Source organism: Rhodococcus sp. C1 (assembly GCF_020809065.1).
GTDB classification, from domain to species: Bacteria; Actinomycetota; Actinomycetes; order Mycobacteriales; family Mycobacteriaceae; genus Rhodococcus_F; species Rhodococcus_F qingshengii.
This window is the reverse complement of record NZ_CP078080.1, coordinates 2,219,363-2,231,873: the sequence shown is the minus strand read 5'-3', so window position 1 is coordinate 2,231,873 and position 12,511 is coordinate 2,219,363. Positions and strand designations below refer to the sequence as shown.

The 12,511-nt window shown below is 61.3% G+C and carries 9 protein-coding genes; 6 read left to right on the top strand and 3 right to left on the bottom strand.

Going from position 1 to position 12,511, the window contains the following annotated elements; all coding sequences use genetic code 11:
• Positions 1-8 precede the first annotated feature (8 nt).
• Both KTR60_RS10265 and KTR60_RS10260 read left to right on the top strand, forming a co-directional pair.
• Positions 9-3,230 carry a type I restriction endonuclease subunit R gene (locus KTR60_RS10265; RefSeq protein WP_228402118.1) on the top strand — a complete coding sequence of 1,074 codons (3,222 nt, stop codon included), beginning with the start codon at positions 9-11 and terminating at the stop codon, positions 3,228-3,230.
• Between the two features lie 10 nt (positions 3,231-3,240).
• Positions 3,241-5,616 carry an ATP-binding protein gene (locus tag KTR60_RS10260; protein ID WP_228402117.1) on the top strand — a complete coding sequence of 792 codons (2,376 nt, stop codon included), beginning with the start codon at positions 3,241-3,243 and terminating at the stop codon, positions 5,614-5,616.
• Between the two features lie 143 nt (positions 5,617-5,759).
• Here the strand turns inward: KTR60_RS10260 and KTR60_RS10255 are convergent, their stop codons facing one another.
• Entirely contained in the window at positions 5,760-6,782 is a 1,023-nt protein-coding gene (locus KTR60_RS10255) for a LacI family DNA-binding transcriptional regulator (RefSeq protein ID WP_228402116.1), read from the bottom strand.
• A 75-nt stretch (positions 6,783-6,857) separates the two neighbouring features.
• Here KTR60_RS10255 and KTR60_RS10250 point away from each other — a divergent pair, with 75 nt between their 5' ends.
• From KTR60_RS10250 to KTR60_RS10235, 4 genes are read left to right on the top strand one after another with little or no spacing between them, the layout of a single operon-like run.
• Positions 6,858-7,649, top strand: a complete 792-nt coding sequence (locus KTR60_RS10250; RefSeq protein WP_228402115.1) for an SDR family oxidoreductase — start codon at positions 6,858-6,860, stop codon at positions 7,647-7,649.
• Entirely contained in the window at positions 7,649-8,689 is a 1,041-nt protein-coding gene (locus tag KTR60_RS10245) for a Gfo/Idh/MocA family oxidoreductase (RefSeq protein WP_228402114.1), read from the top strand. Before KTR60_RS10250 ends, KTR60_RS10245 begins: the two co-directional genes overlap by 1 nt.
• Entirely contained in the window at positions 8,686-9,552 is an 867-nt protein-coding gene (locus KTR60_RS10240; protein WP_007727332.1) for a TIM barrel protein, read from the top strand. The genes KTR60_RS10245 and KTR60_RS10240 overlap by 4 nt, the downstream gene beginning before the upstream one ends.
• 59 nt (positions 9,553-9,611) lie before the next feature.
• Positions 9,612-10,553, top strand: coding sequence for a Gfo/Idh/MocA family protein (locus KTR60_RS10235; protein WP_007727334.1), 942 nt, complete (start codon positions 9,612-9,614; stop codon positions 10,551-10,553).
• A gap of 58 nt (positions 10,554-10,611) precedes the next feature.
• Here KTR60_RS10235 and KTR60_RS10230 read toward each other — a convergent pair whose 3' ends face one another.
• Both KTR60_RS10230 and KTR60_RS10225 read right to left on the bottom strand, forming a co-directional pair.
• Entirely contained in the window at positions 10,612-11,424 is an 813-nt protein-coding gene (locus KTR60_RS10230) for an ATP-binding cassette domain-containing protein (RefSeq protein ID WP_007727336.1), read from the bottom strand.
• A 3-nt stretch (positions 11,425-11,427) separates the two neighbouring features.
• Positions 11,428-12,486 carry an ABC transporter permease gene (locus KTR60_RS10225; protein WP_003940759.1) on the bottom strand — a complete coding sequence of 353 codons (1,059 nt, stop codon included), beginning with the start codon at positions 12,484-12,486 and terminating at the stop codon, positions 11,428-11,430.
• Positions 12,487-12,511: the final 25 nt, after the last annotated feature.

The window sequence follows — 12,511 nt, the reverse complement described above, 5'->3', positions numbered from 1 at the left end:
GTGACCCGATGAATGAAGCAGCTTGGGAACAGTGGGTTCTCGATGAACTCGGCGACCTCGAATGGCAGCCAGTACACGGAGCGGAGGTTGCGCCCGGCTCAGGTGAACGAGAATCATGGCACGAGATCGTTCTTCGGGGAACCCTCAATACGGCCTTACGTAACCTCAATCCCGAAGTGCCAGAAGAGTATCTGCAGCAGGCTATCGCCGAAGTCCTGACTCCGCAGTCTCAAGATGCAATTTCGGAGAACTACCGGCTGCACCGCGTTCTCACCGACGGATATCGAGGTATCACCTACGTCGACGAGAACGGTAGCCAGGTCAACCCCACGATTCGATTCTTCTCCGGGGATCCGGCCAAGAACCGCTACCATGTGGTCAACCAGGTAACCATCCGCAATCGTGAGTACGAGCGCCGCTTCGACGTGGTCCTCTACGTCAACGGACTGCCGCTGGCTGTCATCGAACTCAAAAAGGCCGGGGCCAAGAACACCAGTGCCGAAGGCGCTTTCAATCAGCTGCAGACATACCTGCACGAGTTCCCGATGGCTTTCCGCTTCGCTGCCGTCGTGGTTGCCAGCGACGGTGTCACCGCCCGCTACGGCACTCCGTTCACTCCATGGCACCACTTTGCGCCGTGGAACGTCGACGACGACGGCCGGCTCGTCGGCCCCGGTGAAGCTGCGCAAGACGGCGATCCCGTCACCGAACTCGGTTTGACACTCGCAGGCGTGTTCAACGTCGAACGCTTCGGACAGTTGGTGCGTGACTATATCGCCTTCGACGAGGACGCGTCGGGGCTCACCAAGCGAATTGCCAAGCCCCACCAATACTTTGCTGTCACCAAAGCTGTGGCGAGCACTGTCCGCGCAGTCGACAGCGACGGCCGTGCCGGCGTGGTGTGGCACACGCAGGGTTCGGGCAAGTCGATGGAAATGGAGCTTTACTCCGCCAAGGTGATGCGCCATCCGCGTCTGGCCAATCCAACCATTGTGGTGATCACCGACCGCACGGAACTCGATACCCAACTGTTCGACGGCTTCCAGCGCAGCACCTTGCTACCTCAGTCGCCACAGCAGGTGGCTTCCCGGGAACAGCTCCGCGAGCAGCTCACCGAACGACGCACCGGCGGAATCTACTTCACGACACTCCAGAAGTTCGGGCTGTCCAAAGACGAGCGTGAGGCCGGCGCCGATCACCCGATGCTGTCGGATCGGCGCAACATCATTGTGATGGCCGACGAGGCGCATCGCAGCCACTACGATTCCATCGACGGCTACGCCGCACACCTGAAAAACGCACTTCCGAATGCGACGTTGATCGCCTTCACCGGCACACCGATCGCCGAGGGTGAGCGCGATACTCGCAAGGTCTTCGGCGACGACATCGACGTTTACGACCTGCACCGGGCTGTCGCAGACGGTGCGACCGTTCCCGTGTCGTTCGAGCCTCGATTGATCAAACTCGTTCGAGTCGACGGTGTCGACGACGACGATCTGGACGACGCCGCGGAGGAAGCAACCGGGCAGCTCGACCAGGCAGACAAAGACCGCCTCCAGCGCAGTGTCGCCGTACTCGACACCGTGTACGGCGCTCCACAGCGGCTCGAGGTACTCGCCGACGACTTCGTCAAGCATTGGGAGACGCGGCGCGAGGCGATGCGCCCCTTCATCGGCGGGTCCGGCAAGGCGATGATCGTCTGCGCTACCCGTAACATCGCGGCTCGCCTCTACGACGAGATCGTCTCGCTGCGACCGGAGTGGCATGACGACGCCGACGACAAGGGAAAAATCAAGGTCGTCTACACGGCAAATCCGTCCGATTCGGCATTGATCAAAAAGCACATGCGTCGTCCCAGTGCTACTGCAGCAGTGAAGAAGAGGACCAAGAACCCTGATGACGATCTCGAGATCGTCATTGTCAAAGACATGATGCTCACCGGATTCGACGCTCCGGCACTGCACACCTTGTATCTGGACCGTCCGCTCAAGGGCGCTTTGCTCATGCAGACGTTGGCTCGGGTGAACCGTACCTATCGCGGCAAGCAGGATGGATTGCTCGTCGCGTACGCACCGCTGGCGGAAAACCTCACGAAGGCTCTTGCCGAGTTCACACGCGATACCGATCAGACCGGCGACCGCGTTGTGGGGCGGACTGCGGACGAGGCCGCGCAAATCGTCCACGACTTGCTGTCCTCACTCTCCGAGCTGGTCGGCGACGAGTGGAAGTCGATCTTCAACGCGGATGCCAAGAGCGGTTGGATCAAAGCGGTGCTCTCCGTGACAACCAAGCTGCGATCACCGCTGACGCCGGGCAACACTGATCCGGAGGACCCGGAGGCGCGGCCACTGGGTGAGTCGTACCGCAATCAGTCTGCGAAGCTCGCCCGCGCCTGGGCACTGGCCGCGGGAACCACCGAGTTGGAAACCGTTCGGTTCGAGGTGCGCTTCCACGAGGAGGTCCGCACCTGGATGGCCAAGCTCGACGCTCAGGAACGGGTGTCGCGTGGTGAGCCGATTCCCGACGACATTCTCCGCCGACTCGGCGACATCATCGTCACGTCGGCGGCCTCCACCGGTGTCATCGACATCTATCGCGAAGCCGGTCTGGAACTACCGCGTCTGGACGCTCTCACGCCCACGTGGCAGAAAGAGGCGTCCGAGCCCAGCAAGGCGCACTTGGCAATCGAAGCGCTCAAGGCCAGCCTGCTCGAGAAGTCGGCAGCTGTCACCCGAGGCAACGAGGTGCGGCGCAAACTGTTCTCCGAGCGGATCAACGATCTGATGACGCGCTACACCAATCAGCAGCTCACCGCCGCCGAAGTCATTGCCGAGTTGGTCGAGATGGCTAAAGAGGTTGTGGCCGAGGCAGACCGCGGCAAGAAATTTGAACCCCCGCTCGAATCCGACGAACTTGCCTTCTATGATGTCGTGGCGCAGAACGAGGCAGCCGTCGACGTGATGGGCGACGACGTACTCGCCCACATCGCCCGAGATCTGGTGGCCGCCATGCGGCGCGACACCCGTACCGACTGGACCGTCCGCGAAGACGTCAAAGCCAAACTGCGGGCCAGCATCAAGAGATTGCTTCGCAAGTACGGCTACCCGCCGGACAAGCAGCCGGAAGCGATCATCCAGGTGATGCAGCAAATGGAGGCGCTCGCACCTCGCTACGCAGAAGAGCGCGCAGAACGAATCAAAGGCAACCCAGCCAAGAACCCGACGGAATAGGCACCCCAAGATGCGCATCCGCAAGATGCTGATTCGATGGTACAAGTCGTTCAACTACGACTACGAGTTGAAGGCGATTCCAGGCGCGAGACGCAATGACTGGCAGATGACTGCCGATGGATGGCTTCCACACGTGTCAATTGGCCTCGAACACGACATCACCTCCGTCGTCGGAGCCAACGAGTCCGGTAAGTCACACTTGCTCGACGCCATCAACATTCTTCTCACCGGAAAGAACCACAGCCAGAACGACTTCTGCCGATACTCAACGCTGTTCTCCGTCGAGAAGGGCCAGCGGCTGTTCCCTGAAGTTGGTGCTGTCTTCGCCCTCACCGCAAATGACACAGAGGCGCTAACGGCACTGGAGATTCCTTTGCACTCCAACGGCGACCTACTAATGCTCCGCCCCAACCCTGACGCGGTCGAGGTCCTCAACGATGCAGGGCAGCGCATTGCGCTCGACGACGATCAACGCAAAGGCCTTGAGGAGCTGCTTCCTCATGCCCATCACCTCAAGACGCAAATCGACCTACCCGACTCGGTTTCCATCGCCGCCCTCGCCCAAACTGCCACACTCGTGGCCAGTCGGACTCGACGGCACGAACTCCTCGAAACCCTCAACGAGATCAGGTCCATCGAAGACATCGCGCCCAGATCGGTGGCACTGGTCGAGATTTTGACGGCGACCGATCCGGGTGAGACCGAACAGCAGAAACTGGGTCGGCTACTGCTCACGAAAGTCGCTCGGATCGACCCTTCGGCATTCAAGGATCTCCAGGAGGCCATTGCAAACGAGAAGGAGGGTCTCGTCAACGCTCTCATCCAAGAGATGAACAAGTCGATCGCCCGCCACCTGAACATCTCGAAATGGTGGAGCCAGGACGAAGATTTCCAACTCCGAGTCTCCCCACGAGAGCACGAACTTGTTTTCACCATCCGCGACCGCACCGGCACAGACTATTCCTTCAGTGAACGCAGCCGCGGACTCACCTACTTCCTCAGCTACTACGTTCAGCTACGGTCTCACGACCGCCCCGAGGGGCGACCAGAGGTCCTCCTGATGGACGAACCAGATGCCTACCTATCTGCCCTCGGTCAACAGGACCTCCTGCGCGTACTCGAAGATCACGCTCATCCGGAAGACTCGGACCGGACCGACCAGGTCGTGTATGTCACCCACTCCCCATTTCTGATCAACCGAAACGCTGGCCACCGCGTCCGCGTCGTGGACAAGGGTGCTCGCGACGAAGGAACCCGCCTCGTCAAGGACGCCACCCAGAATCATTACGAGCCACTACGAACATCGTTGGGCGCTTTCGTAGCAGAGACGGCCTTCGTCGGGGGCGACAATTTGTTCGTAGAAGGGATCGCCGACCAGATCCTGATCGCAGGAATGAACGCTAGGGTCCGCCGCAGCGGAACCGCACCCAGCAAGTGCCTCGATCTCAACCAGGTCACTCTCGTTCCGGGAGGCTCCAACGTCGCGTACATGCTCTACCTCGCTCGCGGCCGCGATCAGTACAAACCTGCGTGCGCGGTTCTCCTCGACAGCGACACGGCCGGAGTTACCGCGAGGGCCCAGATCCACAAAGGCGGCGCCAAGGGAAAGCCCACGGTGACAGACGATCTAATCGTCATGGTTGGCGATTGGGCGACCGAAATCGGAGCGAAGTGTGAATCCGGAGTGACCATAATGGAACCCGAAGACTTAGTTCCGCTCACGCTGGCCGGCATTTCGGCACGCCTCTATGCAAAGCACCTCCTGAGCCTGGATGAGACCGAGGCAAGCCGCCTCACGGACATCGCCATCCAGACTGAAATCCAAGCTGGCACGATCTCGATGTGGGATGCCGTCGCGAAAGCCTTCAAAGCAACATTTGGAACCGAGATAGGTAAGGCCGGCTTCGCAAAGGAGCTCCTTGGTTTCCTCAAAGAGCATGACGGTGATGAGACCCAGCCCAACGGCGTAGGCGACCTCGACGCAAACTTCGCCTCCCTCATCGAGAAACTCACGGACACCCTGCGACTGGCCCGCGAACGCGAGATCGACTCCCGACGCGAACAACGAGTAGAGCGCATCATCAAGGATTTCGCGGATGACCATCCCACGGGTTGTGTCAGGGACCGCGCTACGGCGATGCTGCGACGAATCGACGCAACCTCTGACAACACCACCGCTGGCGACACCATTCGCGCCGGAACCGCCGCGCTACGCCGCGATTTCGATCTCGGAACAGATCCACTCGAACGGGTTCCTGACTACGGAAACTTCCTCAACAGACTCACGAACATTCCGCTACTCGTTCGTCTGCGCGATCAGGGCCGACTGACCGAAGGAGTCTTTCAAACAACCGCAATCGAAGCCGTCGCTAACGCTTCGACGTAAAGCGACGCGCTGTTACCACTGACCTCAGGTTATCTGCATCGGGCAATCGAATCGTTCAGAAACTTGGGCACGCTGCTCCTAGCTCGTTAGGCCTTCGGCCTGTGCGCGGTTAGGGAGTCTCCGGACTCCTTGACCGCGCACAGCTATGTCGGGGGCATGTTGAGCGGAGTCACGACCTGAACCGGTGACGTCGTAAAACCGAAGTGGGCGCCCATGGCGCCGTGTTCCTTCATGACCACCTGACAGGCAGTGCGAACATCCGCACGCAGATCGTGGTGGAGCACCGCTGATATTCGCCTCTCCCCCAGCAACTTTCGATTGTCACCGTCGAGATCGTGGGCGATGAAGACACTGCACTCACGGTTCAGTTCGTCGAACGCGTCGACCGTGGCCAGGTTGCCACCACCGATCGAATACACGGCACGGATCTGCGGATCGGATTCGAGTGCCGCTCGCACCAGTTTCCTACTCGTCTGATCCAGACCGTCACTGTTCGGAATGTCGATCAACCGTCGATGCGGAGCCGAGACTCGGATGGCGGAGCGAAATCCCATCTCCCGTTCTTCCTCCCCGCGGAAGAACCCACTGCTCATGCTGACCAGCACGTTGCCTTCCCGATCCCCCAGCCACTGATCTATCAAGTACGCGGCGGTGGCTCCAGCGGCTCGGTTGTCGATGCCGATGTAGGCGGCTCGCCTGCTGCCGGCAACGTCGGTCACCAACGTGACGACCGGAATCCTTGCCGCCACCAACCGGTCGATCGCCGCCACGACTTCCGGAGTGTCGGGAGCCTTGACGATGACTCCGTGGGAGCCACGCCGGCGAATCTTGTCGAGCGTCGACGTCATCGCTTCTACCGAACCGGTTTCACGAAAGTGAAACCTGGAACGAACTACAGCGGGTGCAAGGGTGGGCAGTTCGGCCTCGAGCGCGTCACGGACGGCGTCGGAAAACCTTGCAGGAGTTTGCAACACGACGTCGACGATGAACGTGCGACCGACCAGTTTCAGTTGCGAGCGTTGACGTTCCAGGTCCGTGATCGCCTGGCGAACCTCCGATCGTGTGCCGTCGCGAACTCCAGGACGGTCGTTGAGCACCCGGTCGACGGTGGCCTCACTCAGGCCCGACTGCTGAGCGATCTCCCGTACTTTGAATCGATGCGCCACAACTACCTCACAATGATGGATATTTGATGGTTTTTTGCTGTTGCTCGAGGTCTTCGTCACAGCCAGACTAAACCCATGACTTCTACGCCGGGCGTAACCAGGCCCGCACTCCTGGCCGACACCGTCTTACTGGTCAGTGGCGGCTCGCAAGGCGTCGGCGCCGGAATCGTACGCGCCGCAGTCCGTGAGGGCGCTCAGGTGGCTTTCACCGGCCGACGCCCGGACGTCGGAAAGGCTCTCGAGACAGAACTTCCGGGAACTCACTTCATCGAAGCCGATGTGGCACAAACGGATTCCGCGCTCGACAGCGTGGCCGAGACGATCTCTCACTTCGGCCGCGTGGATGCTCTGGTCAATTCCGCCGGGCTCACTTCACGTGGAACGCTGCTCGACACCACCGAAGAACTCTTCGACCAGCACATCGCGGTGAACCTTCGCGGTCCGTTCTTCACGATGCAGGCAGCAGTCAAAGACATGCGCGAGCGTGCGGTCCCCGGGTCCATCGTCAACATCATCTCCACGTCCGAACTCGGCGGGCAACCGTATCTCGCGCCGTACGTGGCAGCGAAGGCCGGGCTGGCGGGGCTGACCCGCAACGCCGCCCATGCGCATCGCTGGGATCGAATCCGGATCAACGGTCTCGACATCGGGTGGACACAGACCGAGGGTGAAGACCTCACGCAGAGAGCTTTTCACGACGCTGGTGACGACTGGCAGAAACGTGCGGGCAGCACCCTCCCCATGGGCAAGCTCGGACAGGTCGACGAAATCGCCGACTTCGTCGTCTTCCTGCTCTCCGATCGCAGCGGAGTCGTGACGGGTTCGATCATCGACTGGGACCAGAACGTCTTCGGAGGGCTGGACTGATGGGCGCTCGTATCGGAGTCGTCGGCCTCGGACGAATCGGCAGCTACCACGCCCGAAACCTGCTGACGCTAAACGGCGTCGACGCACTGGTTGTCACCGATGTCGACGCACGTCGAACCTCGGACGTGGCAAGCGAACTCGACGTGGAGTCCGCTGCCGATCCCGACGCGCTCCTAGCGTCAGGCATCGACGGCGTTCTGATCGCTGCGCCGTCGAGTTCACATGCCGAATTGATCGAAGCCGCTGTTCGCCTAGACATCCCGACGTTCTGCGAAAAGCCGGTAGCCGACTCCATCGAATCCTCCGTTCGTGTGCTCGCGACTGCCGAGCAGACGTCGGTACCAGTCCAGATCGGATTTCAGCGCCGATTCGACCCGTCATTTGTGGCGGCGTACGACGCGGTTCGATCCGGAGAACTCGGTTGGATCCACACTCTCCGATCGACCACCCTCGACCCCGCTCCCCCGCCGATCTCGTACGTCGAACACTCAGGCGGCATCTTCCGCGACTGCTCGATCCACGACTTCGACATCGTACGGTGGATCAGCGGCCGCGAAGTCACCACTGTTTTTGCCACCGGCTCGAATCAGGGTGATCGCGGGATCGCCGATGCCGGTGACGTCGACACCGCCGCAACGGTTCTCACTTTCGAAGGCGGAACCATCGCGGTCGTGTCGAATACCCGCTACAACGGCCGCGGCTACGACTGCCGACTCGAGGTACTCGGCTCGGCGGACTCCGTCGTTGCCGGGCTGGACGACCGCTTGCCACTCCGCTCCCTCGACCCCGAAACATCGTTCCCCTCGAAGGAGCCGTACACGTTCTTCATGGACCGCTTCACGTCCGCCTACCGTGCGGAACTCGAAGCATTCCTCGGCGTTGTCGCCGGGCGTCGGGAATCACCGTGCACGCCCGCAGATGCGGTCGAGTCGGCCTGGATCTCCGAAGCTGCAACGCACTCTCTGCGCGAGGGTCGGCCCGTCACGATCACCGAAGTCAAAGATCTGTTCCTTCACGACAAGAATGAGGCACACACATGAGCACTCCTCGCATCGCCGGCGCACCGATCTCCTGGGGCGTGTGCGAAGTCCCGGGCTGGGGCTACCAGCTCGACCCTGCGCAAGTCCTCCGGGAAATGCGCGAAGTCGGTCTGGCGGCAACGGAAATCGGACCGGAGGGCTTTCTGCCGACTGCACCCGCCGAAATGGCCAAGGTGCTCGCGGATCACGATCTGAGCGCAGTCGGCGGGTTCGCACCGGTACTGCTGCATGATCGCGATCATGATCCGGTTCCCGGCATCTCCCCCATCCTCGATGGTTTCGTCGCCTCGGGTGCCGAGGTTTTGGTCCTGGCCGCCGCGACGGGTTCCGACGGCTACGATTCACGCCCGGAACTGGACGAGCAGAGTTGGAAAACCCTGCTGCACAATCTCGATCGCCTCACCGACGCCGCGGCCGAGCGCGGAATCAGGGCAGTTGTCCACCCTCACGTCGGAACGATGATCGAGCAGCGCGACGAGGTCCTGCGAGTGCTCGACGGCTCGGCCATCCCCCTGTGCCTGGATACCGGCCACCTGTTGATCGGCGGCACCGATCCGGTCGACCTGGCGCGTCAAGCTCCCGAGCGCATCACCCACGTGCATCTCAAGGACGTCGACGATGCCCTCGCATCACGCGTTCGCAGAGGTGAGCTCACCTACACCGACGGCGTGAAGGCGGGAATGTACCGTCCACTCGGTGGCGGCGACGTCGACATCGCCGGTGTCACAGCCATATTGCAGCGCCACGGTTTCGACGGGTGGTACGTGCTCGAGCAGGACACCATTCTGGCCGAAGCGCCGTCGGACGAGGGACCGGTGCGCGATGTGCGAGCGAGCGTCGAGTATCTGCGGTCGGTTCTGTGACACCTCCTACCCCGCTGCGGATAGGCATTCTGGGAGCCTCACGCATCGCCGAGAACGCGATGATCAAACCTGCAACGGCCACCGGGCACCGCCTGGTGGCCGTTGCCGCACGCGACCCCGAGCGGGCCAGAGCCTATGCGGCCCAGCATGGGATCGAACGGGTGGTCGGTTCGTACGCCGAGCTGATCTCGGATCCGGAGGTGGATGTCGTCTACAACGCGCTGCCCAACAGCCTGCACGGACCGTGGAATCTCGCCGCCGTTCAGGCCGGCAAGCACGTGCTGACGGAGAAACCGTTTTCGAGCAACGCGGTGGAAGCGCGTGCTGTAGCCGAGGCAGCACGCGTGAGCGGCGTGACGCTGCTCGAGGGGTTCCACTACCTCTTTCATCCGGTGAACCGGCGCCTGCTGGATCTGGTTCGAAGCGGCGCCGTCGGCGCGGTCACTCGGGTGGAAACCGTACTGCGGATGCCCACACCATCCGAGAACGACCCGCGGTGGGAGCTCGCCTTGGCAGGCGGGTCACTGATGGACCTGGGCTGCTACGGGTTACATGCTTCCCGGACGCTGAGTGACGTCTGTGGTGGTGCGCCAGTGGTGACCGAGACCCGCCACGAGGAATATGCTCCGAGGGTTGATTCGTGGTTCGACATCGAACTCGAATACCCCAGCGGCGCCACGGCATCCGTGGTGACCACGATGTTGGACGAGCGGTATCACTTCACCTTCCGAGTATTCGGCACTGAAGGAGACGTCCTGGTACACAACTTCCTGCAGCCGGACATCGACGACCGTGTCTCCGTCACGGCCGGTGGGCGCACGAGCGTCGAGCATCTGGGCACGAAGTCGTCGTACACCTATCAACTCGAAGCGTTCGCCGATCATCTGTCCGGGGTCTCGGCGCTGCCGATCGGGCCGGGCGACGCGGTAGCCAACATGACGATGATCGACGAGGCGTACATGCATTCCGGCCTCGGGGTTCGGCCGACGACCATCCTGTGACGAAACGACTACAGCCTCGGTTCGATTCGAACCGAGGCTGTAGTCGCGAGGTTTTGATCTAGCGGCGAAGCTCGTGGGTCAGCGTCTCGAGCTCGTCACCGCCCGCCATCTCCTTGGTCAGTTCTTCGAGTGAGATGTCGTCGTACTTGGCGTCGAGCTTCTGCCTGCCTCGGTTGAGGAGCACGAAGTGATCGCCGACCATGTACGCGTGGTGCGGATTGTGCGTGATGAAGATGACGCCGAATCCCTGTTCCTTGGCAGCGGTGATGTAGCGCAACACCATTCCCGACTGTTTGACGCCGAGCGCTGCTGTCGGCTCGTCGAGAATCAGCACGCGCGCGCCGAAGAAGATGGCGCGGGCGATGGCAACACACTGACGCTGACCGCCCGAGAGACTACCGATCGGTGCGTCGACGTCAGGTAGTTCGATGCCCATCTTCGAGAGTTCCGAAAGAGTCGTCGCGCGCATGGCGTTGGCGTCGAGCGACTTGATCAGACCGCCCTTGCGCAGTTCCTGCCCGAGGAAGAAGTTGCGCCACACCGGCATCAACGCAACGACGGCGAGGTCCTGATAGACCGTCGCGATGCCTTTGCCGAGAGCTTCTTTCGGCGAGTGGAACGTTGTCGGTTCACCGTCGACGAGTAGTTCACCTTCGCTCTGTTGGTGCAGACCGGCGATGATCTTGATCAGCGTGGACTTGCCTGCGCCGTTGTCACCGAGCACGCCTGTTACTTCACCCGCACCGACGCGCAGGTTGATTCCCTTGAGCGCGATGATGTTTCCGTATTGCTTACCGACGTCCTTGAGCTCGATCAGTGGCACGTTGCCGCCCGAGTTCGAGAGAGCGGGAACTTCAGCTGTGGTACTCATGTGTCACCTTTTCGCAGCGTAGTTGCGGAATGCGTTGTTGGCGATGACCGCGAAGAGCAGCATGGCGCCGAGGAAGAACTTGAACCAGTCCGGGTTCCAGCCTGCGTAGACGATGCCCTGGTTGGTCATACCGAAGATGAATGCGCCGATCGCAGCGCCGATCGCGGTTCCGTAACCACCGGTGAGCAGGCAACCGCCGATGACTGCGGCGATGATGTACAGGAACTCGTTACCGACACCCTGACCGGACTGAACGGTGTTGAACGAGAACAGCAGATGCATGCCCACGAACCAGGCAGCAAAGCCGACGGTCATGAACAAACCGATCTTGACTGCGGTCACCGGGACACCGATCGCGCGGGCACTGTCCTGATTGCCGCCGACCGCGAAGATCCAGTTGCCGATCTTGGTCTTGAACAAAACAAATGTTGCAATCGCGGTGAACAGCAGCCACCACACGACCGTGATCTTGACGGACACCCCGAAGACCGAGAACGACGACGCGAATACCTTTTTCGCGGAATCGAATCCGGCCATGTCGGAGACGCTGGGTGTGGCCACCTGACCACTCACGAGCTTGGTGACGGCCAGGTTGATGCCGGTCAACATCAGGAACGAACTCAAGGTGATGAGGAAGCTGGGAATCTTCGTCTTCATGACGAGGTAGCCGTTGAAGAATCCGACGGCGAGCGAGACGACCAGCGCCAGAATCGCGCCCACCCACAGGTTGAGGTGCAGGTTGTAGGCGATCATCGACGCGGCGAGCGAGGACGTGGTGACTGCGACGCCGGCGGAGAGGTCGAACTCGCCGCCGATCATGAGCAGGGCGACCGCGCAAGCCATGATGCCGATCGTGGAGCTGGAGTAGAGCACTGTCGCAAGCGCTTCCGGCGTACGGAACGGTGCCGCGACGATACAGAAGAAGATGAAGATGGCGATGGCGCCGACAAGTGAACCCATCTCCGGGCGGAGCAGCAGACGCTGAATGCGCTTTTGCTCCTTCACCCGTTCATCGGTCACGACTTTATGGGCGGCAAGGTCGAGATCTGCCTGAGTGGACATGATTTCCCTTCCGTGCTGGACAGGC

Excerpts from the sequence above, each read along its gene's own strand:
- KTR60_RS10260 (WP_228402117.1), top strand. The coding sequence starts at position 3,241 with ATGCGCATCCGCAAGATGCTGATTCGATGGTACAAGTCGTTCAACTAC.
- KTR60_RS10250 (WP_228402115.1), top strand. The coding sequence starts at position 6,858 with ATGACTTCTACGCCGGGCGTAACCAGGCCCGCACTCCTGGCCGACACC.
- KTR60_RS10240 (WP_007727332.1), top strand. The coding sequence starts at position 8,686 with ATGAGCACTCCTCGCATCGCCGGCGCACCGATCTCCTGGGGCGTGTGC.
- KTR60_RS10245 (WP_228402114.1), top strand. The coding sequence starts at position 7,649 with ATGGGCGCTCGTATCGGAGTCGTCGGCCTCGGACGAATCGGCAGCTAC.
- KTR60_RS10235 (WP_007727334.1), top strand. The coding sequence starts at position 9,612 with ATGATCAAACCTGCAACGGCCACCGGGCACCGCCTGGTGGCCGTTGCC.
- KTR60_RS10225 (WP_003940759.1), bottom strand. The coding sequence starts at position 12,486 with ATGTCCACTCAGGCAGATCTCGACCTTGCCGCCCATAAAGTCGTGACC.
- KTR60_RS10265 (WP_228402118.1), top strand. The coding sequence starts at position 9 with ATGAATGAAGCAGCTTGGGAACAGTGGGTTCTCGATGAACTCGGCGAC.
- KTR60_RS10230 (WP_007727336.1), bottom strand. The coding sequence starts at position 11,424 with ATGAGTACCACAGCTGAAGTTCCCGCTCTCTCGAACTCGGGCGGCAAC.